We start from the raw sequence: 22,536 nt of genomic DNA on the forward strand, positions 1-22,536 counted from the left end.
TCTATCTCTTCTCCGTCTTCTTACCGACGGCGAAGTGGCTGAAGCCGTGACGCGTGATTTCGGTGACAGGATAGACATTTCGCAAGTCCACAACCACGGGATTCTTCATCGCGGTCTTCAGGCGCTTGAAGTCGAGCGCACGGAATTCATCCCATTCGGTAACGAGCACGATGGCGTCGGCGCCTTCGGCGATATCATATGGGTCCGTGCCGTAGGTGACAGGGCCAAGCATTTCCTTGGCCGCTTCCATGCCTTCCGGATCGTAGGCGTGAACGGTGGCGCCGCCGTCGAGCAGCGCCTGGATAATGGTGATCGACGGCGCATCGCGCATGTCGTCGGTGTTCGGCTTGAAGGTCAGGCCGAGCACGGCGATCTTCTTGCCGCGCACGCTGCCGCCGCAGGCGGCGATTACCTTGCGGCCCATGGCCCGCTTGCGGTTGTCGTTGATCGCCACCGTCGTTTCGATGAGGCGCATCGGGCTGTCATAATCCTGGGCGGTCTTGACGAGCGCCAGCGTGTCCTTCGGAAAGCACGAGCCGCCATAGCCGGGACCCGCATGCAGGAACTTGTCGCCGATGCGTTTGTCCATGCCGATGCCCTTGGCAACCTTCTGCACGTCAGCGCCGATCTGCTCGCAAAGATCGGCGATTTCGTTGATGAAGGTGATCTTCATGGCGAGGAAGGCGTTGGCGGCGTACTTGATCAGCTCCGACGTGCGGCGCTCGCAGAAATAAAGCGGTGCTTCGTTGAGGTAGAGCGGCCGGTAGACTTCGCGCATCACTTCCGTGGCGCGTGCATCTTCCGTGCCGATGACAATGCGGTCGGGGCGCTTGAAATCGGTGATGGCAGCACCTTCGCGGAGGAATTCCGGGTTGGAGACGACGGCGATATCCTTGCCGGGGAACTCCTCGCGGAAGATGCGCTCGATCTCATCGCCGGTGCCGACGGGAACAGTGGATTTCGTCACGACGACCGTGAAGCCGCTGACGGCGGCGGCAATCTCGCGTGCTGCAGCATAGACGTAACTCAGGTCGGCATGGCCGTCGCCGCGGCGCGACGGCGTGCCGACTGCGATGAAAACGACATCGGCGTCTGCGACTGGTGCAGCGAGGTCTTTGGAGAAATCGAGGCGACCGGCGGCCCGGTTATGTTCGATGATGGCATCGAGGCCCGGCTCGAAGATCGGCACTTCACCGCGCTCAAGGGCATCGATCTTCGCTTCGGATTTATCGACGCAGGTGATGTGGTGGCCGAAATCCGCAAGGCAGGCACCCGAGACGAGACCGACATAGCCCGAACCAATCATAACAATGCGCATAGGATAACCTTCATGAAAACGATCGCGGCCTATCGGCGGCAAAACGCAATCGTGTTACAGGCGCACCGTTATAAATTCAAGACAGCGCCAGTTCTCAGCTGCGCCCAAACTCGTCGACGATGCGGATGATATCGTCCTCGCCGAGGTAGGAGCCGGTCTGCACCTCGATCAGTTCGAGCATGATCTTGCCCGGGTTTGCCAGGCGGTGCACCTCGCCGAGCGGGATATAGACCGACTCGTTTTCCCGCAGCATCTGCACATTCTCGCCGATTGTCACCTCGGCCGTGCCCTTGACGACGATCCAGTGTTCCGAGCGGTGGTGATGCTTCTGCAGCGACAGCTTCTTGCCGGGTGTCACGAAGATGCGCTTCACCTGAAAGCGGTCGCCGTTGAAGATCGAGGTATAGCCGCCCCAAGGCCGGTACGAGGTCGGATGGGTCTCGGTCAGTTTCGACGTCGCAGGCAGGGCGGCCAGCGTCTTGACGAGGTCGCCGACGCTCTGGCTGTCCTGCAGCTTCCCGACATAGACGGCATCTTCGCTGGCGATTACCGCGACATCCTCCATCCCCTGAACGGCTAGATGCACGCCGTGGCTCATCACCAGCGAGTTGCGGCTGTTGACGAGCGTCGTGTTGGCGGTCGCGACGTTGCCGTTCGGGTCGCGTGTCCCGGTTTTCCAGACGGAATCCCAGCTGCCGAGATCCGACCACTTGAAGGGCGAGGGCACGACGGCGGCATTGGCCGTCTTTTCCATGATCGCATAGTCGATCGAGATGTTGGGGGCCGTTGCGAAGGATTTGGCGTCGAGACGGGTGAAGTCGAGATCGCGGGCGGCCTTCGCGACGGCGTCTCCTGCCGCTATCATGACGTCCGGGGCATAGTTGCGCATCTCGGCCAGGAGTGAAGACACCTGGAACATGAACATGCCGGAATTCCAGTAGAAGCCGCCGGCAGCCACCATGTCTTTCGCCTTGTCCAAAGGCGGCTTTTCGATGAAGCGTCTCACTGTCTGCGCGCCGGTCGGAAGGTTTTCGCCGCCCTCGATATAGCCGTAACCAACTGCTGGTTCGGACGGCTGGATGCCGAACGTCACGAGCTTGCCGCTGGCGGCCGTTTCCCGTGCCATGCGCACGCTGTCGAAATAGCTCTCGTCGGCGACGATCTCATAGTCCGAGCCGAGCACATGCATGATCGCGTCCTTGCCGAAAAGGTCGGCAACGAGGGTGGCAGCGGCGGCAACGGCAGGTGCGGTGTTGCGGGCCACCGGCTCCAGCAGGATTGCCTTCAGCGTATGATCGAGTTCGCGGGCCTGTTCGGCAACGAGAAAGCGGAATTCCTCATTGGTCAGCACGATCGGAGCTTCGTAGAGGGCAGGATCGGAGACGCGGGCGAGCGTTTCCTGGAACAGCGTCTTGTCGCCGATGAACTGGATGAATTGCTTGGGCGCGGCAGCGCGCGACAGCGGCCACAGGCGCGTGCCCTTGCCTCCTGCCATGATCACGGGAACGATCTTTTGCGTCATCGGGTGCGTTTCCTCAAATCTTCTGTCTTCAATCAATTCTGTCGGCCCAGTGCGTGATCCGGTTCAGTCCGGCGTCAAGCAGCTGGCTTGCGGCCTGTTCGGTTTCCGCTTCGACATAGCAGCGCATCTCCGGCGCGTTGCCCGAGGGACGGAAATGGACGATGCGCTTGTCGGCCAGCGTGACGCGCAAGCCATCGATATCGCTTGCTGTGAAGGGCTTGCCAATAGGCTTCAGGAATTCGGCGAGGTTTTCCTGCGAGGCGCGCAAATAGGCCATGAGCCGTGCGCTCGTCTCGACGGGGAAGTTCTCCAGCCGGTCGGCCGCCGCGACCGGAAGATTGTAGGAACCGGCAATCGCAGACAGCGGCTTCTTCTGTGCCGCCGCCAGCGAAAGGACGGCCAGTATCGGCAGGAAGCAGTCGCGTGTCGGCAATGCCTCCAGCGTCTCGCCGTTGATGGCGAAATCCGAACCGGTCAGCAGGCCGCCATTGGCTTCAAAGCCCATCACGCGGTCCTTGCCTGCGGAGATCGCCTCCTGCATGCCGGCGATGACGAAGGGCGAGCCGACACGCGTGCGGGTGACGTTGAAAGAGCCGGCCGTCTCGATGCCGGAGTTGGAGGTAACGGGCGTTACGACGGTGCCGGCGTTCAGAAAATTCGCAGCGATGAGCCCGAGCAGGTCGCCGCGCAGCGGAGCGCCGGTCTCGTCCGCTGCCAAAGGCCGGTCGCCGTCGCCATCGGCCGAAACGAGCGCATCAAGCATCAGGGACTGTGCCCAATCCTTCAGGAACGCGATAGTTTCCGCCGAAACGGCTTCGGTATCCACGGGGATGAATGTCTCCGACCGTCCAAGCGCGATGGCTTCGGCTCCGTAATGCGACAGCAGCCGCACCATCATGTCGCGCGCAACCGTACTGTGCTGATAGACGCCGATCTTCAGGCCGGAAAGGGCATTTGGAGGCAGGATGCCGGCGTTACGCGCCATGAAGGATTCGGCGCATTCGCCGGACCTGTCCTCAATTTCTGCTTTGCCTGCCATTACGCCTTCGGGCAGGGGGCGGTCGAGCTTGGCTGCAAGATCGGATATCGCCGCTTCGTCCGCCTTATCGATCTCGCCATCGGGCCGGTAGAATTTGATGCCGTTGCGGTCCGCCGGGATGTGCGAGCCGGTGATCATCAGGCTGGCGGCCTTGTTGCGCGACCCGTAGAGCGCGAGCGCCGGTGTCGGAACGGTGCCGCAGTCGGCGACCCTGAAGCCCAGTCCGGTCAGCGCGAGAGCACAGGTCTCAGCGATCGCAGGGCTGGAATCGCGGAAGTCGCGGCCGAGCAGGACGAGATCGCCTTCTTTTGCGTGGCCGCTTTNCAGCGATCGCAGGGCTGGAATCGCGGAAGTCGCGGCCGAGCAGGACGAGATCGCCTTCTTTTGCGTGGCCGCTTTCAAGAAGATACTGCCCGAACGCTGTCGCATAGACAGTCGACGCCCGGCCTTTCAGATCGGTGGAAAGGCCGCGCAGGCCGCTTGTTCCAAATTTCATCCGTGTTAAGCCTTTGCTGACGCTTGCTTTCCTGCGCGAATTATCACGAGTCTGACGATACTTCGTAAATTTTGGCCGCGATAGGTGACTAAAATATTCTACACCTCCCTTTTCAAGGCAAATCCATCAACCCTTCGGTGGAACGAGGACGATCGATGAGCGAACAGACCATCGCGCTCGAAGAAAGCTGGAAGGCGGCGCTCGCGTCTGAATTTTCCAGTCCCTACATGCAGCAGCTCAAGGATTTCCTGCTGGTGCAGAAGCGGAGCGGCAAGCGAATCTTCCCCAAGGGGTCGGAATATTTTCGTGCCCTCGATCTCACGCCGCTCGCCGAAGTGAAGGTAGTCATTCTCGGGCAGGACCCCTATCACGGTCTCGGGCAGGCGCATGGGCTCTGCTTCAGCGTTCGCCCAGGCGTGCGCATCCCGCCCTCGCTGGTCAATATCTACAAGGAGATGGAAACCGATCTCGGCATCAAGCCGCCGCGGCACGGCTTCCTGGAGCATTGGGCGCGGCAGGGCGTGTTGCTGCTGAACAGCGTTCTGACCGTTGAGGAGGCGCAGGCCGCATCGCATCAGGGCAAGGGCTGGGAGCGCTTCACCGATGCGGTGATCCGCAAGGTCAACGAGGAATGCGAGTCCGTCGTCTTCATGCTCTGGGGTTCCTATGCACAACGAAAGGCCGCTTTTGTCGACACCTACCGCCATCTTGTCCTGAAAGCGCCGCATCCGTCGCCGCTTTCAGCCCATAACGGCTTTTTCGGATGCAGGCATTTTTCGAAGGCGAATGCTTTTCTGCAGTCTCACGGCCGTGCGCCCGTCGACTGGGAATTACCTGCCAATCCGCAGGATATCTAGCTTTTTCTGAACGCCGCCGGATCGGCGTTCAACAAAAGGAGACAATGCGTTTTGATCTCCCGGACTATTCCAAAACGCTCGAAGCGATCATCTATGACCCATCAAAGGCTCGCCGTCGCGGGCAAGAAAGGGGTCTCGACATGCTCAACCAGATCAAGGGCCTGCACCACGTCACATCGATGGCGGAGGACGCCGGCACAAATAATCAGTTCTTCACGAACACGCTCGGCCTGCGCCGCGTCAAGAAGACCGTGAACTTCGATGCGCCTGACGTCTATCATCTCTATTATGGCGACGAGACCGGTTCGCCGGGTTCGATTATGACCTATTTCCCGTTTCCCAAGATGGCGCAGGGCCGTCCAGGCACCGGCGAGGTCGGCACGACCGTCTTCTCCGTTCCCGAGGGTTCGCTCGGCTTCTGGAGCGACCGGCTCGCCAAAGTCGGCACCGGCGGTCTCAAGGCCGACGAGAGCTTCGGCCAGAAGCGGTTGAACTTTGCAGGTCCCGATGGCGACGGCTTCGCGCTTGTCGAGGTCAGGGACGACGGCCGCCAGCCATGGACGCATGGCGGCATCAGCGAGGATCACGCCATCCGCGGTTTCCACTCCGTTGCCATGCGCCTTCGCGATGAGGGTGCGACGTCCGAACTCCTGAAATTCATGGGCTATGAAGTCCAGGAGGAGAAGGACGGCGTGAAGCGCTTGGTGATGCCGGGCGGCAATGGCGCGCATCTCGTCGATCTCGAAACGATGCCGAATGTTTCCCGTGCGCTGCCGGGTGCCGGCTCCGTGCACCACGTCGCCTTTGCCGTCGAAAACCGCGAGAAGCAGCTCGAAGTCCGCAAGGCACTCGTGGATACGGGTTACCAGGTGACACCGGTTATCGACCGCGACTATTTCTGGGCGATCTATTTCCGCACGCCGGGCGGCATTCTCTTCGAGGTCGCCACTAGCGAACCCGGCTTCGATCGGGATGAAGACACGGCTCATCTCGGCGAGGCGCTGAAGCTGCCGCAGCAACATGCGCATCTGCGGCAGCTGATCGAGCAGCACTTGCAGCCGCTCGAAGCATAAGGGGCAGACCGATGAACGACCACAGCTATGTGCATCGGCTGTACGCCGGTGCACCGGGAAAACCTATCCTGTTCGTGCTGCACGGCACCGGAGGCGACGAAAACCAGTTCTTCGATTTCGGACGGCGGCTTCTGCCCGATGCGACGATCGTCTCTCCCCGCGGCGACGTTTCGGAACACGGCGCGGCACGCTTTTTCAAGCGCACCGGCGAGGGCGTCTACGACATGGACGATCTTGCCAGGGCCACGCGGAAGATGGCGGCTTTCGTCAAGGACATGACGGTCGATCACGGCGCGTCGCACATCCTGGGCATCGGCTTTTCCAACGGCGCGAACATCCTGGCGAATGTGCTCATCGAAAATGGGTTGTTTGATGCGTCGGCGCTCATGCATCCGCTGATCCCGTTCCAGCCGAAGCCGAATCCGGAGCTTGAAGGCCGCAAGGTGCTGATCACGGCGGGCGAACGTGATCCGATCTCTCCGGTCGGGCTGACCCAAGCGCTCGCCGTCTATTTCGCCGGGCAGGGGGCGGCGACCTGGACAGAGTGGCACCAGGGCGGGCATGACATCCGCCCAAACGAGATCGACGCCGTGCGGCGTTTCTTCGAGCCGTATTTCTGACTAGCGGAAGATTGGCGGCAGTGCTTCCGAGACCTCTTTGTCCGGCGCGGGCATCCAGCGTCCCGTCGAAAAATAGGCCCTCGTCCGCGTCTGCGGACCGGGTGCTGCCTTGATCGTCAAGATAAAGTTGAAGCTGTTCTCGCTGCTGAATTCGCGGGAGAAGACTATACTTGCGCCAAAACCTTCCGCCCTGACATCCTTCAGCTCGAGGATCGCGCTCAAGGCATCATGGAGATCCGGCCAGTGCGGTTGTGCGAGCACCGTTTCGAAAACGCGCATGAAAGACGGATCGAGCCGGCCCGCGCTATCCGTCACCGGCCCGACGATCTTGGCGCGCATGTTGGAAATCGCGCCTTTGCGATCTCCGCGAATGATCAGAAACACCGAACTCAGCGGGCGCTCCCCATCTTCCTTGTAGACCTCTTGAAAAGAGCATTCATAGGCGCTGCTGCCCATGGCGGAGGCACGCCATGTGGTCATCTCGATGCCTGCCTTGCGCAACGTTTCACACATGTCCGGCCCGGACATCCGCCAGGTCCGCAGGAAATTTCCGGCGAGTTCGGGCTGCGCAACATCGATCAGCCTCGGCGGGATCTTGATCGACTGCAGTGGAGCAGGCGTTGCAACCTCTACCACCTGCGGCGGCGGTTGCTGGACCTTTTGCGGATTGAGATCGTAGCCCAACAAAGGTGTCAGGGCGCGTAGATGGCGCATGTCGTTGGATAGCAGGACCGTGCCGGCAACGAGCGAGATCGAAAGCGCAAGCATCAGCCACAGTGCTGCACGGCGCTTGCGGCGCCGCGGCGGCGTTTTCATATCGAGGCCGGACGGTTGTGTGGCCAAGGCTTTCACTCGTTGCAGATGCGCCACTGTAGACAGCATGCTTCAGGTTTCTCTTGCAACCAAATTGATCGCCGGGAGTGCTATATTAGTAAAGAATTCACTCCGTTTGCGCTAGGACGGCCAGAAGCGGCCACGCGAACCAATCTGCGGTACCGGCAAAGAGGTGCTGTCATTCAGGCTTTGCTGCTTCTACGAAGTAATTCCCTTGAGATTTCAACGGCGTTGCTTCATGATAATTGCGATGCGAAGATTTTCGTGTCGTGCCTTATGACGATCGATGCAGATCGTTTCAGCAATGAACATGTTTCTTCGCGCCCAGCAGCGATGCTGTGGTTCAGGCTTTAGCGTTTTTGGATATTCTCCCCTGCGAACTTGAGGCAGGGTTTGCTTGGGAAGGTTGCATGAGTTCGGAATTTGCGGTTCGCGCGATGCGGCCGGGTGAGTTAGAGCTTGTGCTCGAGTGGGCAAGGCAAGAGGGGTGGAATCCAGGACTCGACGATTCGCTCGCTTTCCAGGAGGCCGACCCGTCCGGCTTTTTCGTTGGTGCTGTCGGTGAAGTCCCGGTAGGCTCCATTTCGGTGGTGAAGTACGGCGAAGGCTTGGCGTTTCTCGGCCTCTATATCGTCCATCCAGATTTCCGCGGCAAAGGCTACGGCAGGGCGCTCTGGAAGGCCGGTGTGGCGTCTGCGGCAGACCGCACGATCGGTCTCGACGGTGTCCCCGCACAGCAGGAGAATTATCGCAAGGCAGGCTTCGAACCCGCCTATACCACGGTGCGGTACGGCGGCGTTCCGAAGACGTTGCCCCAGTCCTTGCTCTTGGCGCACCCAGTCTCCGACAAGCTGGACGGGCTGTTTCGTTACGACGCCTCGATTTTCACTGAACCGCGCAATGCGTTCGTTGCCGCCTGGTGCAAGAGGCGTCGCGGACGCAAGACCGTGATCGTGCGCAAGAGCGGCAAGATCCGCGGCTATGCCACGATCCGCCGCTGCTATGAGGGCTACAAGATCGGGCCGCTTTTTGCCGCCGATGCCGAGACCGCAGCTGCGCTGCTTGCCGAATTGCTGCCGGAGGCCGGCGGCGAGCCGGTGTTCATCGATGTCCCCGCCGCCAACAGGGAAGCGCTCGCGCTGGCCGAAAGCCTCGGTCTCGAACCGGTATTCGAGACGGCGCGCATGTATCGCGGCGCCGCCCCTCATATGCCGCTGAAGAACGTCTATGGCATCACGACGCTGGAGCTCGGCTAGTCCATAGGCGAAGCGGAGACGGTTGAGGTCGAAAGCTTTGGACGGCCCCTTTCAGCGATTGCAATGCCTCCCAGCGTCAGCACCAGCGAGACGATATGGAAGAGCTGCAACGTCTCGCCGAGCAGCAGCACGGATAGAAGCGTGCCGAAAACCGGGACGAGATTGATGAAGAGCCCGGCCCGGTTGGCGCCGATCCATTCCACGCCTTTGATATAGAGGATCTGCGCAACCAGCGAGGCGAAGATCGCGGTGTAGAACGTGATGATCCAGCCTTTGCCGTCGGGAAGCTGCGCATTGCCCGCCGCACTTTCCCAAAGCAACAGTGGCAGCGACGTCAGCGCCGCCGCAAGCGCGGGAAACGCCATGAGCGTGCGCCAGTCAACAGGCGGCTTCCAGCGCAGGAAGATCGTGTAGATCGAATAGGCTGCGACCGCCACCAGCATTAAGGCGTCGCCGCGATTGAGGCTGAGCCTGAGCAGCGTTGCGAGGTCGCCGTGCGCGGCGGTCAAGGCAACGCCGACGAGCGTCATGCCGAAGCCGGCGACCTGTGCCGCCGAAACGCCGGTGCGGAAGAAAACCAGATTGAGCAGGAAGATGAGCATCGGGATGCCGGCCTGCTCAATCGCGACGTTGATGGCGGTGGTGTATTTCACAGCCGAGTAAAGCATGGCGTTGAAGAGCGTATAGCCGACCATGCCGTAGAAAAGGAGCAGGGGCAGCTTATTGCGGACAATCGGCCAGTCCCTCTTGAGCTGTGGAAGCGACACTGCCGCGATGAGCGCGGTCGCAAGCGTCCAACGCAAGAAAGTCAGCGTCATGGGGCTGACATGGCCGAGCGCGAGTTTCCCGGCAACTGTGTTTCCGCCCCAGCACAGCGTCGCAATGACGAGACAAATATAGGCCGTGATATGCAAGGATGATTCTTCCGTCTTCCGAAAAAGCAGTTCGGATAGCTGCCGATGCATGGGCAATAGCCCGCGGCAGGCTGATTTGTCACGTAAAAAGCCCAATTCGCCCTGATAACAGGGTCGCTTTCCAAAAAACAAAGCTTTATAGATGCGCGGGTTTGAGCAGAGCGCGGATAATCCGCCGGTAACAGGAAGAGTTGGATGACGAACGTAGTCGTGGTCGGTTCGCAATGGGGTGACGAAGGCAAGGGCAAGATTGTCGATTGGCTTTCGGAACGTGCGGATATCGTTGTGCGCTATCAGGGCGGACACAATGCCGGCCATACGCTCGTCATCGACGGCACGAGCTACAAGCTATCGCTGCTGCCTTCCGGCGTCGTGCGCCCGGGCAAGATGGCGGTGATCGGAAACGGCGTCGTCGTCGATCCGCATGCCTTGATCGCCGAGATCGAAAAGCTGGAAAAGCAGGGCGTCAAGATTTCTCCTGACAACCTGCGCATCGCCGACAACGCGACGCTCATCCTGTCGCTGCACCGCGAGCTCGATGCCTACCGCGAAGATGCCGCCTCCAATAGCGGCACGAAGATTGGCACGACGCGCCGTGGTATCGGCCCGGCTTATGAAGACAAGGTTGGCCGCCGTGCAATCCGCGTGATGGATCTCGCCGATCTGGAAGCGCTGCCGGGCAAGGTCGACCGCATTCTTACGCATCACAATGCGCTCCGCCGCGGCCTGGGTGTTGAAGAAGTGAGCCACGAGGCTATTATGACGGAACTGACGTCGATTGCGGATCGCGTGCTTCCGTTCCGCGAAACGGTCTGGCTGCTTCTCGACAAGGAACGCCGTAAGGGCGCGCGCATCCTCTTCGAAGGCGCGCAGGGTAGCCTGCTCGATATCGACCACGGTACCTATCCTTTCGTGACCTCGTCCAACACCGTCGCGGGGCAAGCCGCAGCGGGCTCCGGCATGGGGCCGGGTTCGCTCGGCTACATCCTCGGCATTACCAAGGCTTACACGACGCGCGTCGGCGAAGGTCCGTTCCCGACCGAACTCAACGACTCGGTCGGCCAGTTCCTCGGCGAAAAGGGCCATGAATTCGGTACGGTGACGGGCCGCAAGCGCCGCTGCGGCTGGTTCGATGCCGCACTTGTGCGCCAGTCGGTTGCCACGAATGGCATCACCGGCATCGCGCTGACTAAGCTCGATGTGCTTGACGGTCTCGACGAACTGAGGATCTGCATCGGCTACATGCTCGATGGCGAGCAGATCGACCATCTGCCGGCAAGCCAGGCGGCGCAGGCCCGGGTGGAGCCGGTCTATATCACGCTGGAAGGCTGGAAGGAATCGACTGTCGGCGCCCGCAGCTGGGCCGATCTGCCTGCGCAGGCGATCAAATATGTCCGCCAGGTCGAGGAGTTGATCGGCGCCCCGGTCGCGCTTCTATCCACAAGCCCTGAGCGCGATGACACCATACTTGTGACTGATCCGTTTGAGGATTAATGTCGCGGTCATTATGGCACCTGGCCCGGTCGAGAACCGGGCCTCTCGAGAAAAGTAACTAATGGCTGATTTTATTGCAGTTATCCGGCGGGCGGTTGACGGCCTGGCCGAGAACACCCCCGAGATGCGGGCGAAGGTTTACGAGCGTGCCCGCGGGGCGGTGCAGCGGCAGCTCGAAAACATGAAGCCGCGTCCGCCGGAAGCGATGCTGCAGCGCCAGCTCGATAAGCTCGATGCCGCTATCCGCGAGGTGGAGGCCGAGCACTCCGAGGCATTGCCGGACGATGAGGCAGCCACTGCTGCAGCAGCAGAAGCGCTTGTCCATGAAGAGCCTGCGCCCGAGCTGCCGGCGGAATATGCGGCCGTGCCGAAGCCGGCTGAAGAACCGGTTGCTGAGGAATCGATTGCCGAGGAACCAGTCGCCGAAGACCATCTTGCCGACGCGGATGCACCAGCCGAACACCGGCACGAGGAGCCGCAGCCTGAGCCGCAGGAAGAGGCGGCCCCCTACGAAGCACCTTACGAGGAACCTGCGCCGATAGCGGCCGCGGAAGAGGCTGCGCCGGAAGAAGAATGGGACCGTCCGGTCGAGGAAGTTGCTGCTGCGGCGGAAGCGGAAGCAGCCCCTCCCGAGGAATGGGCTGCATCGTATCACGATGAAGTGCCGGTCGAGGAATACGCAGCTCCGCCGGAGGAATATCTCGAAGAAGCGCCTGCCGTCGAACCCGAACCGGCTGTCGAACCGGAACCCCTCCGTCCAGCCGGCGAATACGATCCGTCGAATCGCCTTGTCGAACCGTTCGTCTCCTTCGAGAAGCCGGAAGAGTTCGTCGAGCACAGCCGCGAGGAACCGCTGCAGGCGGAAACGGTTGCGCATTTCGATCCCGTCTGGGCAGAACCTGCTGCCGAAATCCCAGCCGAGCCCCCGAAAGACGCCGAGATTGCATGGGCTACTGAAGAGGTCAGAAATTTCTCAGAAAGCGTTCCGCCTGCGGAGTCGGCCAATGACCACGCGCGCGCCTTCGAAGAAGCCATTGCAGGTCTTCAAAACCCGCCGCCGCCCGCGAAGATGCCGGCCGCAAACGAGGGCTTTTCCTGGGAAGCCGCTGCCTTTGACGATCTGCCGCCGATCGAGGCAGGCACCAGCAAGAAGGCCCCAGTGGCGGCCCACTTCGACGATTCCGACCTGTTCGCCGAGATCCACGGCAAGCCTGCGGCGCCTGCTCCCGATGTGCCGGGCGAGGAGTGGCAGGAAGCAAAGGAGCTTCGGGGCTACGATCGCCGCGGCGTCGTTGCGGAGGACGACGATTCCGTACCGGCCGCTGATATTGACCAGCTCGTCGCGGCCAAACTGCAGAACAAGAACTTCCGCATGGAACCGAAGCGCCGGCGCCTCGGTCTCAACATGATCATTACCATCATTGCCGTACTGGCAGTGCTGGGTGGCGGGGCCTACGCCGCCTGGATGAACCGCGCCCAGTTGATCGCGATGGTTGACGATCTGGTGAGCGCCGCTCCGTCCAAGACGGCCGAGAGCGAGCCCGCTGCTACGCAGAACCAGACGCCAGCAGCCCCTTCGACAAACAATACCGAAGCGGCCAAGCCTGACGAAAACGATAGGCAGGTTGCCTCACTCGATGACGGCTCTTCGGTCAGCAACAAGTTTAACCAGCGCCTCATGGCAGACGGCAGGGAAGTCGACAGCGGCCCGGCTGCCATACCCGGTACGCCGACAGCCGAAGGCAAATCGGTCGCCGAGCAGAATGTCGCATCCGCCGCGCCAGCTCCGCCCGCACAGGCAGGTGCCGCGCCCGCCGAGACGCTGACACCGAACGGGCCTGCCGCTGCCTCGCAGCAGCAGGTGCCTGCCGGTGCGGCTGAGAAGATGTTCCTCTATGAGGAGCGAATCGGCCAGAGTTCGCCGACTGCGATCCAGGGGAGCGTCGCCTGGAGCGTCCAGCATGAAACTGGCCAGGGCGGTAAGCAGGAATCGACGGTGCAGGCCAATGTGACGGTGCCGGAGCGCAATCTTTCGGCTCTCGTGACCTTCAAGCGCAACTCCGACCCGTCGCTTCCGGCAAGCCATCTCGTCGAGGTCGTCTTCTCGCTTCCGCCGAATTTCGAAGGCGGCAGCATTGACAGTGTCCAGCGCATTTCGATGAAGCGCACGGAGCAGGATCGCGGCGACCCGCTGATTGCCGTGCCAGCCAAGATCACCGACGATTTCCATATGATCGCACTGAATGACTATCCGGATGCCCGCAAGGCGAACCTCGACCTGCTTGCGACGCGAGACTGGATCGATATTCCGATCACCTACCGCAACGGCCGTCGCGCGCTGATCACCATGCAGAAGGGTCCGACGGGCACGGCAGCCTTCAGCACGGCGATCAAGGAATGGACGGCGCTTGGCGACGTGAGCACGAGCCAGTAGCAGGTCTAGGGCCTAGGCGGGGGAGTTCCCTTACCCTAACCCTCTCCGCGTTTTGACGGGGAGAGGGGACCTGCCTCACTCAACGTTGGCGATTGAGGAAAACCGTGCGACACATATTCCTTGGCCCGCTTGCGGTGAGAAGGGCGCAATGGCGCCAGCAATCCAATATGGGCGAGCAATTACCTATGTTTCGGAAGAGCGCCCGCTGCCGCCGCCTCACGTCGAGGGTTCGTGTACCGCATGCTTGGACGCTCGACCATGCGTTGCCACCAGGAGGCGAGGGCGGCGTGCTGTTCCAGCAATCCTCGCGCTTCCGGAACCATCAAGAAGTAGTCCATCATTGGCGCGACGTGTAGATCGGCCAATGTCAGGCTCTCGCCGCCAAGCCAGGGTGCCCCGTCCATCAAATCCGCCAGAGCCTGCAAGCAAACAGGCACTTTGGATCGCGCGATGGCCACTCGCCTTTCATCGCTTGGCTCCCCGCGTAGTGGCTTCGAGACCAGTTCCACATACATCCCCCAGACGAGGTTGGAGTAGATGTATCCATCCGCGATGCTGATGATCTGATTCATCCGGGCGCGCTGCTTTGGAGTTGCCGGTTGCAGCCTCGGACCTTCGAATGCTTCGTCGAGATAGCGCGTTATCGCTCCGCTCTCATAGAGATTGAAGCTATCATGCTCGAAGGCCGGGATTCGGCCGAACGGCTGCCGGGCGAGATAGGATGACGGGGGTCCCGACGCGGCAAAGACATCGACGGGCACCAGATCATAGTCGACGCCCTTTTCGTGCAAGGCGAGCCGCACGGCCCGCACGTAGACGCTGTAGTCTGCTCCGAACAATTTCGGCTTCTGGCTCATCGCTTCTTGCGACCCATAAATAAGGAAAACCGCCGGCCGCGATCTGCAGCAAGCGGCTTTCCGATTTCATATCGGGGCGTGGAACCCGTTATGCCGTGGCTTCGACGACGCGGACGGCTTTTGCCCTCTCCAGAGCTTCCTTGCGCACGGCGTCCTGCACCTTTTCGAAGGCGCGGACTTCGATCTGGCGCACGCGTTCGCGGCTGATGTCGAACTCGGCCGACAGATCTTCCAAAGTGACCGGATCGTCAGCAAGACGGCGTGCCTCGAAGATGCGGCGCTCGCGGTCGTTCAGCACGCTCATCGCCTTGGAGAGCATGCGGCGGCGCGTTTCGAGCTCGTCCTGCTCGATCAGCACGTCTTCCTGGCTGTCGTGATCATCCACGAGCCAATCCTGCCATTGGCCGCTGTCGCCTTCGGAGGCCTTGATCGGCGCGTTCAGTGAAGCGTCGCCGGAAAGGCGACGGTTCATCGAAACGACTTCCTCCTCAGAGACCTTCAGCTTCGTGGCGATCTCCGCGACATGCTCCGGCCTCAGATCGCCTTCGTCGATCGCCTGGATGCGGCCTTTCAGGCGGCGCAGGTTGAAGAACAGGCGCTTCTGATTTGCGGTCGTGCCCATCTTCACCAGCGACCACGAGCGCAGGATATATTCCTGGATCGAGGCCTTGATCCACCACATGGCGTAGGTGGCGAGACGGAAACCGCGTTCCGGATCAAACTTTTTCACGGCTTGCATGAGGCCGACATTGCCTTCCGACACGACTTCGCCGATCGGCAGGCCATAGCCTCGATAGCCCATCGCGATCTTGGCGACGAGGCGCAGGTGGCTGGTGACGAGTTTATGCGCAGCTTCGCGATCGCCGTGCTCGGAATAACGCTTTGCCAGCATATATTCCTGCTGCGGCTCCAGCATTGGAAACTTGCGGATTTCGTCGAGATAACGATTAAGACCGGCTTCGCCGGCGGTAATGGATGGCAAGGTATTGCGGGCCATGATTGCACCCTCCTGTATAGATTCCGGTTCCCGATGGAACGCGTCCCCGCGTCGGAACAGGCGAACCGGGACGTGCGGCTCAAATCCAAGCCCGCACTAAGTCCATATATAGATAAGTATGGCGGAACAGCGGTTCAAGCCCGTCAAAAGCCTTCACGAAGACGTTATACGGCTAACGGCGAAGCGCCTCTGCGAGTTCCACCATATCTTCGGGAAGCGGCACTTCGAAGTGCATAAGCTCGCCGGTGCGGGGATGCTCGAACTGCAGCATATAGGCATGGAGCGCCTGTCGGCCGAAACGGTTGACGACTTTGCGGGCTTCATCCGGCAGCAGATTGGCCTTGGTTCTCAGATGCGCGCCATAGACGGTGTCGCCAAGCAGTGGATGGCCGATGTGGGCCATATGGACGCGAATCTGATGGGTACGGCCGGTTTCCAGGTGGCACTCCACCAGCGAAGCAAGCGCTGTAGCATCCGAGTTCTCGTGGAAGCGTTCCAGCACTTCGTAATGTGTGATGGCCTCGTCGGCATCCTGGCTGTCGGCACGTTTGACCGAGCGGCGCGTGCGGTCGCCAGTGGAGCGGCCGAGCGGCACATTGATCGTGCCAGAGAGCGAGCGCGGCCGGCCCCAGACGATCGCCTGGTAGGCGCGTTCGAGCGGCATGGTGCGGCCGTGGTCGGCAAACTGCAGCGACAGGTGGCGGTGGGCGATGTCGTTCTTGGCGACGACCATCACGCCGGTCGTATCCTTGTCGAGCCGGTGCACAATGCCGGGCCGCCGGACGCCGCCAATGCCCGAGAGGCTGTCGCCGCAGTGGTGGATCAGCGCGTTGACGAGCGTGCCCGTCCAGTTTCCGGCGGCGGGATGGACGACCATGCCGGCCGGTTTCGAGATGACGATGAGGTGGTCGTCCTCGTAAAGGATGTCGAGCGGGATATCCTCGCCCTTCGGGGTCGGGTCTTCTGGCTCTGGCAGCAGGATTTCGTAATTGTCGCCGGGGCGCACCTTCTTTTGCGGATCGAGGGCTACTGCGCCGTTCACGAGCAACTGACCGTCCTTGATCAACACCTTTACGCGGCTGCGGGAAAATTCTTCGCCGAGCTGAGCCGTCAGCCAGGCATCGAGGCGGCCTTCGGCATTCTCGTCGGCACTCAGGACTTTCCTAATACCTGATGCTTGTTTAAAGGGGTCGCTCAAGACGCTTCTTCTCCGAAAGTATTTATAGGACGCCGTTATGACGAAAATCGAGCCAGACGATCAGGAAGAACAGCCCCTTGACCCGGCAATGGAAAATGTCCGGCGCAAGATGGTCCGCCTGCAGATCGTTTCCGGCGCCATCATGTTCGTGAGCCTTATGGCGGTCTTCGGCGCCGTTGTCTACAAGACGATGGAGGCCGAACCGGCAGCGGTCTCCAGCTCCGGCGTTCCTTCGGATTCGCCGGTCAGGTCCACCGTTTCCCTGCCGCTCGGTTTCGCCGTGCACTCCACGTCGCTCTCCGGAAGCCAGGTTCTGTTCTTCGGCCAGTCCGTCGACGGCAAGCGCCAGGCGCTTGTCTTCGACATCAAGGCTGGCCGGCTCATTGCCGACATCACCGTCGCCGGCAACTAAGGCCGATGGTCGCCGCGCCGATCACGATCGAAAGCCCTGATGATCCGCGCATTGCGGAATTCCGCGCGATCCGCGAGCGCGACCTGACAGGCAGACAGAACCGCTTCATCGCCGAAGGAACTGTCGTGCTGCGCATGCTGGCCGAAGCCCATGCCGCAAGAAGTGGTTTCGAGGCGGAGAAGATCCTGCTGCTGCGAAATCGGGCCGACGGGGTGTCCGACATCCTGGCACGCTTCCCGGACGACGTTCCGGTCTACGTCGCCGAGGCGGATGTTCTCGACGGAATCGTCGGCTTCCATCTGCATCGCGGCGTGCTGGCGCTCGGCCGACGCATCCCGGGCAGCAAGAGCTTGCTCGATAGCCTGCCGGACCGCGCACTCGTGCTCGTCGGCTGCGGCATTTCCAATCACGACAATGCAGGCTCGATGTTCCGCAATGCGGCTGTCTTCAACGCGGACGCCATCTTTCTCGACGAGACGTCCTGCGACCCGCTGTACAGGAAGGCGATGCGCGTTTCCGTGGGGTCCGTGCTGAGCGTTCCCTATCAGCGGAGCGGTTCCGCCCTTGATATCCTCACCGCGCTCGCCGAACGTGGCTTCGATATCTGGACGCTGTCGCCGCGCGGCGCGACGGACATCCGGGCGATACCGCCTTCGGATCGTATGGCGCTGGTGGTCGGTACGGAAGGAGAAGGGCTGCCGGAAGCGATCCTGTTGCGCTTCCGGAGCGCACGCATTCCGCAATCTACCGGCCTCGACAGCCTCAATGTCGCGACGGCGACCGGCATTACTTTATTCGCGATGGCGTCCGTAGCTGGCCGTCTCTGAATCAGCCCGGTTGCGACAGGATCGTTGCCGCGCGCTGGGCGAGGCTCACGCGTTCGCCCTCTTCGTTGGCCGCATCCTCCGGCAGAAGGTCGCGGATTGGCGAGGAGGAGCCTTCGTTAAGCGCCGTCAGAGCGACCACGCCGGCCGCGATCGCAGCGATCTCTTCGCGCATGGCGCTGTCGTTGCCCGTCGTCGCCTTCGCCTTGGAAATGCGATCGGAAACGGCTGCACTGCGCGCGCGAACCTCTTCGGCAAGGCGGGCGGCAACCGCTGCCGAATCGAGTTCGGAAGCTGGAGCTTCTTCCTGCATCAGTTCGTCCCCCTTGGTTTCAACCGCTGCCAGCCCCGCATCGCGAAGCGCACGGTTTTCCTTGCGCAGGCCGACACTGAACAACTTCAACTGCTCTTTGAGCTTGGCGATTTCCTGCTGGCGGCGACCGAGCAGCGCTTCCTTGTCGGCAGCAGCAGCTGTTTCGCGCGCGGATTTGTCTTCGAGGCGGATCACCATATGCTCTTGCTGCGTCAGCTTCTGCTCGGCATCCTTGGCCCGCTTCTGCAGAAGATTGACGTCCTGGCGTAACGTGTCGCGTTCGTCGCGCAGCGCATTGGCGCGGAATTTTACGCTTTCAATCTCAGTTTCGCGCGCCGCCATGTCGATTTTGAGGTTGTCCGCCTGCTCGGCGAGCTTGTTGAGGCGCGTGCGCAGCGTCTCGATCTCGCTTTCCTTTGCAGAACTCGCCTGTTCGGCAATGTGCAGGCTCGTCTTCAACTGGCTGATATAGTTCTCGTCCTTGCGCAGATGAGAGCGGAGTTCGGCAGCCTCGACGTTCAGATCGCCGATCTGGGCCTGCAATGCGCCGATTTCGGACGACAAGCGGCCGGCATCGAGCGCAAGGGAATCATGGCGAAGCTGCAGGGACAGGGATTTTTCACGCTCGCGTATCAGGTCCTGTGCCGTTCTAGCATTCTCCGCAGCGTAGAGCGCCCGCACCATGTCCTTCTGCGCCCGCACTTCCTGGGGGCTGAGGGGCATCGTCGCCTTCATGCGGTTTTCCGTATACCAGACGATGCGGCGATGGATTGCGGGAGAAATCAGGAAGACGAGGAACGCCGCCGTCAGGAAACCCAGTCCGAACAGAAGAGCATATTCGATCACGGCACGGCCACTGCTTTGAGGTTTGATTTGCGTCAGCGCCAATGATTAAAGCACGCGCTGCGCCTAGAGCAAGTGGCGGATAGGTGACGGCGGGGAAGAATCCCGCCGCCTGATCGCAGCTTCAGAAGGGGTTCCAGGTCGGGCCTGGCGTGATTTTCAGATAGCCGACGTTGACGCCGAGACGGGCGCCGACCCCGGTGCGGATCGGAACCACCAAAACATTGTTGTTCTTCAGCAGCGTCATGCCGAAGCCGGCGATGACGAAGGCCTGGCCGCTGACACCGCCGAAGCGGGCATAGATGCTGTCGATTGACGGCAGGTCGTAGACCAGCATCATGACGCGCGTGCCCTGGCCGCCGTAGTCGATACCGAGGGACGGACCCTGCCAGTAAAGGGGATGTGCGCCGGCGTTCTTGGTGTTGAGCTGACCTTCGCCGTAGGTCAGGCCGGCGATGAAGGCGCCGGACCCTTCCTGTCCCAGAACGTAACCGTTCGGCAAGCCGTATTTCTGGAAGGCTGCTTCGACGACCTTGGCCAGTCCGCCGCTGGTCGAGCCGAAGAAGGAGTGGCCGGCATCGACGATCTCCTGCATCGTATACTGGCCGTTGTTGGCTTGCTGCTGCGCGGCTACCTGGTGTGGGGAGAGCATAAATGCGGAAATGGTCAGCGCGACGAGGAGCCGGCAAAAGCCCATAAATCTTCCGGGGGATTGAAGGCGCATGGTGTCATCCGTTCATCATGGTCGGTTCGATGAGCCGTTTCCGGCAGTGGATGCATTTTGCGCGGATCGTCTTAATAATCGGTTTACCAAATATGGTGTCATTATGGCGGAGAGTACGGCGCAAACTTCGTGCAATTTTGATCAAGCAAGATAGGCGGGATGAATTTACCGCCTTCAGGAGACCATGATGTCCAAGAACCCCAATCTTACATTGACCGGCCCGGATCTGGCCGCGCTACTTTGCAGCCGTGTTTGCCATGACGTCATCTCGCCCGTCGGCGCGATCAACAACGGCCTCGAACTGCTGGATGAAGGCGGCGCCGATTCGGACGCCATGGACCTCATCCGCACGAGCGCGCTCAATGCCTCGGTCCGCCTGAAATTTGCACGACTGGCATTCGGAGCTTCCGGTTCGGTCGGCGCTTCGATCGATACCGGCGAAGCTGAGCGTGCTGCAAAGGATTTCGCGGTCGCCGAAAAGAAGACCGAAGTGATCTGGAACGGGCCGCGCGCGATCGTCGCGAAGAACCGGGTCAAGTTGTTGCTCAATCTTTTCCTTGTGGCCTATTCCTCGATCCCGCGCGGCGGCACGTTGGAACTAACACTTGAGAATCCGGAGTTCGACGCGAAGTTCAAGATCGTCGCCAGGGGCAAGCTGATGCGCGTGCCGGCGAAGTTCGTGGAAATCACATCCGGCCAAGTCGAGGAGGCGATCGATGCGCATTCGATCCAGCCTTACTACACGGTCCTGCTTGCCGAAGAGTGCGGCATGGAGCTTGGCCACAGCGCGACGGGCGAAGAAATTATCTTCACCGCTGAGTCCGTTTCCGTCTAGCGTCATGGTTGCATGGCTGCAGCCTGCTGCGATCCGGGTAACACTTCGTTAGCCTAATGGACCTATTCTCGAGGACTGAAGCGCCACTGGAGTAAAAGTGGAGCGAAGGAGCAGGCATGCAGCGGTTCATGATCACTGATAGTTCGGATGTCGTCCGCAAGGTCGGAAAACGCATCCTTTCCGAACTCGATTTCCTTGTCAGTGAGGCGTCCAATGCAAGCGAAGCGCTTTCGCGCTGCCAGGCCGAGCTTCCGGAATATATGATCGTCGATTCCGGCATGGACGGCGCGCTCGAACTGATTTCCGCCATCCGGACGATGGAAGGCGGCAAGGAGGTCAAGATCTACTACTGCGTGATCGAGGCCGATCTCAAGAAGCTGATGATGGGCAAGCGGGCAGGGGCTACCGACTTCCTGCTCAAACCCTTCGACCGCAAGATCCTGACGGCCGTTTTCGGCAACCGTGCCATCGCTGCCTGATTTTCAACATTTTCAAAGGGTCGAGCCGCCTCCGGGCGGCTTTGTTTTCGCAGGTCCGAAACGAAAAGTCCCGCCGGAAAAGCGGGATATTTCATAATCGGAAAGGGTAATTTCAGCGTCTCAAGCGGTTTCGGCATATTCGGCGCCGTCCGGTTCGCGCAGAACATAGCCACGGCCCCAGACGGTCTCGATATAGTTTGCGCCGCCGGCAGCGTTTGCGAGCTTCTTGCGCAGCTTGCAGATGAAGACGTCGATGATCTTCAGTTCCGGCTCGTCCATGCCGCCGTAAAGGTGGTTGAGGAACATTTCCTTGGTGAGCGTCGTGCCCTTGCGGAGCGAAAGCAGCTCCAGCATCTGATATTCCTTGCCGGTCAGGTGAACGCGCTGGCCACCGACCTCAACGGTCTTGGCGTCGAGATTGACGAGCAGCTCACCGGTCATGATGACCGACTGGGCGTGGCCCTTGGAGCGGCGGACGATCGCGTGGATGCGGGCGACCAGTTCGTCCTTGTGGAACGGCTTGGTCATGTAGTCGTCGGCGCCGAAGCCAAGGCCGCGGACCTTGTCTTCAATACCTGCCATACCTGAGAGGATAAGGATTGGTGTCTTGACCTTGGACAGGCGGAGAGTGCGGAGCACTTCATATCCGGACATGTCGGGAAGGTTCAGATCGAGAAGGATGATGTCGTAATCATACAGTTTGCCAAGATCGACGCCTTCCTCACCGAGATCGGTGGTGTAGACGTTGAAACTTTCGGATTTCAGCATCAGTTCGATGCTCTGCGCTGTCGCGCTGTCGTCTTCGATAAGTAGTACCCGCATTATTATCCCCTTTACCGCCGCCGAAAGGTGGTCTGGCCCCCTACGCGATACCCGAATACTTCACTGCGTGATTTGGAAGCTGCCACGAAATGGTTAACAAATTCTGATTCACTCTGGCAAGAGGTAACGAATTTATTAAGCAATTTGTCCATTTCGCTGTTTTCCAACGAGAATTCGCAACGCCAACCCTTAACTTTTACATTAAGAATGGCCGGTAAGCGATTCATTCGACTCACCAATGAACAGGATCCGGAAATCGCGTAGTGATGTTTACCGACCCTTAAATCATCGGCACTATCATTAACGATGCCCGTAAACGAAAGGTTACCGCCGGTAGGTTTTTGTTAATACCGACGGAAATTTTTTGGGCAGACC

At 60.5% G+C, this 22,536-nt stretch carries 22 protein-coding genes; 10 read left to right on the forward strand and 12 right to left on the reverse strand.

All coding sequences use genetic code 11. The annotated features are described in order from the left end of the window. Position 1 precedes the first annotated feature (1 nt). From BN1800_RS13545 to BN1800_RS43890, 4 genes are all read right to left on the reverse strand, one after another. Positions 2-1,318, reverse strand: coding sequence for a UDP-glucose dehydrogenase family protein (locus BN1800_RS13545; protein WP_086998218.1), 1,317 nt, complete (start codon positions 1,316-1,318; stop codon positions 2-4). Between the two features lie 94 nt (positions 1,319-1,412). Continuing rightward, complete coding sequence (locus BN1800_RS13550) at positions 1,413-2,840, reverse strand: mannose-1-phosphate guanylyltransferase/mannose-6-phosphate isomerase (protein ID WP_027510118.1); 1,428 nt, start codon at positions 2,838-2,840, stop codon at positions 1,413-1,415. A 28-nt stretch (positions 2,841-2,868) separates the two neighbouring features. After that, a complete protein-coding gene (locus BN1800_RS13555; RefSeq protein WP_425299004.1) occupies positions 2,869-4,224 on the reverse strand; it encodes a phosphomannomutase in 1,356 nt (451 codons plus the stop codon). Next, complete coding sequence (locus BN1800_RS43890; protein WP_425299001.1) at positions 4,127-4,375, reverse strand: hypothetical protein; 249 nt, start codon at positions 4,373-4,375, stop codon at positions 4,127-4,129. The genes BN1800_RS13555 and BN1800_RS43890 overlap by 98 nt, the downstream gene beginning before the upstream one ends. A gap of 155 nt (positions 4,376-4,530) precedes the next feature. Here BN1800_RS43890 and ung point away from each other — a divergent pair, with 155 nt between their 5' ends. From ung to BN1800_RS13570, 3 genes are all read left to right on the forward strand, one after another. Next, positions 4,531-5,232, forward strand: a complete 702-nt coding sequence (ung, locus tag BN1800_RS13560; RefSeq protein ID WP_086998221.1) for a uracil-DNA glycosylase — start codon at positions 4,531-4,533, stop codon at positions 5,230-5,232. Positions 5,233-5,372: 140 nt separating this feature from the next. Beyond that, positions 5,373-6,305 (forward strand): VOC family protein, encoded by a 933-nt coding sequence (locus BN1800_RS13565; protein ID WP_027510121.1) that lies wholly within the window; start codon positions 5,373-5,375, stop codon positions 6,303-6,305. 11 nt (positions 6,306-6,316) lie between these two features. Beyond that, the gene (locus BN1800_RS13570; RefSeq protein WP_086998224.1) at positions 6,317-6,925 is read left to right on the forward strand and encodes an alpha/beta hydrolase; all 609 of its coding nucleotides are present in this window, start codon (positions 6,317-6,319) and stop codon (positions 6,923-6,925) included. On the opposite strand, the gene BN1800_RS13575 is transcribed toward BN1800_RS13570, so the two are convergent. After that, positions 6,926-7,768, reverse strand: coding sequence for a DUF6030 family protein (locus tag BN1800_RS13575; protein ID WP_244564489.1), 843 nt, complete (start codon positions 7,766-7,768; stop codon positions 6,926-6,928). 401 nt (positions 7,769-8,169) lie between these two features. Between BN1800_RS13575 and BN1800_RS13580 the strand changes: the two genes are divergently transcribed. Further along, positions 8,170-9,015, forward strand: a complete 846-nt coding sequence (locus tag BN1800_RS13580) for a GNAT family N-acetyltransferase (protein ID WP_027510124.1) — start codon at positions 8,170-8,172, stop codon at positions 9,013-9,015. Here the strand turns inward: BN1800_RS13580 and BN1800_RS13585 are convergent. Next, positions 9,012-9,929 carry a DMT family transporter gene (locus BN1800_RS13585; RefSeq protein ID WP_027510125.1) on the reverse strand — a complete coding sequence of 306 codons (918 nt, stop codon included), beginning with the start codon at positions 9,927-9,929 and terminating at the stop codon, positions 9,012-9,014. The genes BN1800_RS13580 and BN1800_RS13585 overlap by 4 nt on opposite strands. A 195-nt stretch (positions 9,930-10,124) precedes the next feature. Here BN1800_RS13585 and BN1800_RS13590 point away from each other — a divergent pair, with 195 nt between their 5' ends. Both BN1800_RS13590 and BN1800_RS13595 read left to right on the forward strand, forming a co-directional pair. Further along, positions 10,125-11,423 (forward strand): adenylosuccinate synthase, encoded by a 1,299-nt coding sequence (locus tag BN1800_RS13590; protein WP_027510126.1) that lies wholly within the window; start codon positions 10,125-10,127, stop codon positions 11,421-11,423. 61 nt (positions 11,424-11,484) lie between these two features. Next, positions 11,485-13,857, forward strand: coding sequence for a hypothetical protein (locus tag BN1800_RS13595; RefSeq protein WP_086998229.1), 2,373 nt, complete (start codon positions 11,485-11,487; stop codon positions 13,855-13,857). A gap of 179 nt (positions 13,858-14,036) precedes the next feature. On the opposite strand, the gene BN1800_RS13600 is transcribed toward BN1800_RS13595, so the two are convergent. The 3 genes from BN1800_RS13600 to BN1800_RS13610 all read right to left on the reverse strand — a co-directional run bounded on the left by BN1800_RS13600 (position 14,037) and on the right by BN1800_RS13610 (position 16,909). Next, complete coding sequence (locus BN1800_RS13600; protein WP_086998232.1) at positions 14,037-14,714, reverse strand: glutathione S-transferase family protein; 678 nt, start codon at positions 14,712-14,714, stop codon at positions 14,037-14,039. Positions 14,715-14,802: 88 nt separating this feature from the next. After that, positions 14,803-15,711, reverse strand: coding sequence for an RNA polymerase sigma factor RpoH (rpoH, locus tag BN1800_RS13605; protein ID WP_086998235.1), 909 nt, complete (start codon positions 15,709-15,711; stop codon positions 14,803-14,805). Positions 15,712-15,883: 172 nt separating this feature from the next. Further along, complete coding sequence (locus BN1800_RS13610; RefSeq protein WP_086998238.1) at positions 15,884-16,909, reverse strand: RluA family pseudouridine synthase; 1,026 nt, start codon at positions 16,907-16,909, stop codon at positions 15,884-15,886. A gap of 37 nt (positions 16,910-16,946) precedes the next feature. Between BN1800_RS13610 and BN1800_RS13615 the strand changes: the two genes are divergently transcribed. Continuing rightward, on the forward strand, positions 16,947-17,321 hold the full coding sequence (locus tag BN1800_RS13615) for a hypothetical protein (RefSeq protein WP_027510130.1): 375 nt from the start codon (positions 16,947-16,949) through the stop codon (positions 17,319-17,321). A gap of 5 nt (positions 17,322-17,326) precedes the next feature. Beyond that, a complete protein-coding gene (locus BN1800_RS13620; protein WP_086998241.1) occupies positions 17,327-18,148 on the forward strand; it encodes a TrmH family RNA methyltransferase in 822 nt (273 codons plus the stop codon). Position 18,149: 1 nt separating this feature from the next. Here BN1800_RS13620 and BN1800_RS13625 read toward each other — a convergent pair whose 3' ends face one another. After that, positions 18,150-19,304, reverse strand: a complete 1,155-nt coding sequence (locus BN1800_RS13625) for a coiled-coil domain-containing protein (RefSeq protein WP_086998434.1) — start codon at positions 19,302-19,304, stop codon at positions 18,150-18,152. 121 nt (positions 19,305-19,425) lie between these two features. Next, positions 19,426-20,025 (reverse strand): DUF1134 domain-containing protein, encoded by a 600-nt coding sequence (locus BN1800_RS13630; protein WP_086998245.1) that lies wholly within the window; start codon positions 20,023-20,025, stop codon positions 19,426-19,428. A 184-nt stretch (positions 20,026-20,209) separates the two neighbouring features. On the opposite strand from BN1800_RS13630, the gene chpT reads away from it, so the two are divergent. Next, positions 20,210-20,860: a histidine phosphotransferase ChpT gene (gene chpT / locus BN1800_RS13635; protein WP_027510134.1), complete on the forward strand. Its 651-nt coding sequence runs from the start codon at positions 20,210-20,212 to the stop codon at positions 20,858-20,860. 116 nt (positions 20,861-20,976) lie between these two features. After that, entirely contained in the window at positions 20,977-21,339 is a 363-nt protein-coding gene (locus BN1800_RS13640; RefSeq protein WP_027510135.1) for a response regulator, read from the forward strand. 120 nt (positions 21,340-21,459) lie between these two features. Here the strand turns inward: BN1800_RS13640 and ctrA are convergent, their stop codons facing one another. Then, positions 21,460-22,161 carry a response regulator transcription factor CtrA gene (gene ctrA / locus BN1800_RS13645; RefSeq protein WP_027510136.1) on the reverse strand — a complete coding sequence of 234 codons (702 nt, stop codon included), beginning with the start codon at positions 22,159-22,161 and terminating at the stop codon, positions 21,460-21,462. Positions 22,162-22,536 lie beyond the last annotated feature (375 nt).

Source organism: Rhizobium sullae (genome assembly GCF_900169785.1).
Lineage (GTDB): Bacteria > Pseudomonadota > Alphaproteobacteria > Rhizobiales > Rhizobiaceae > Rhizobium > Rhizobium sullae.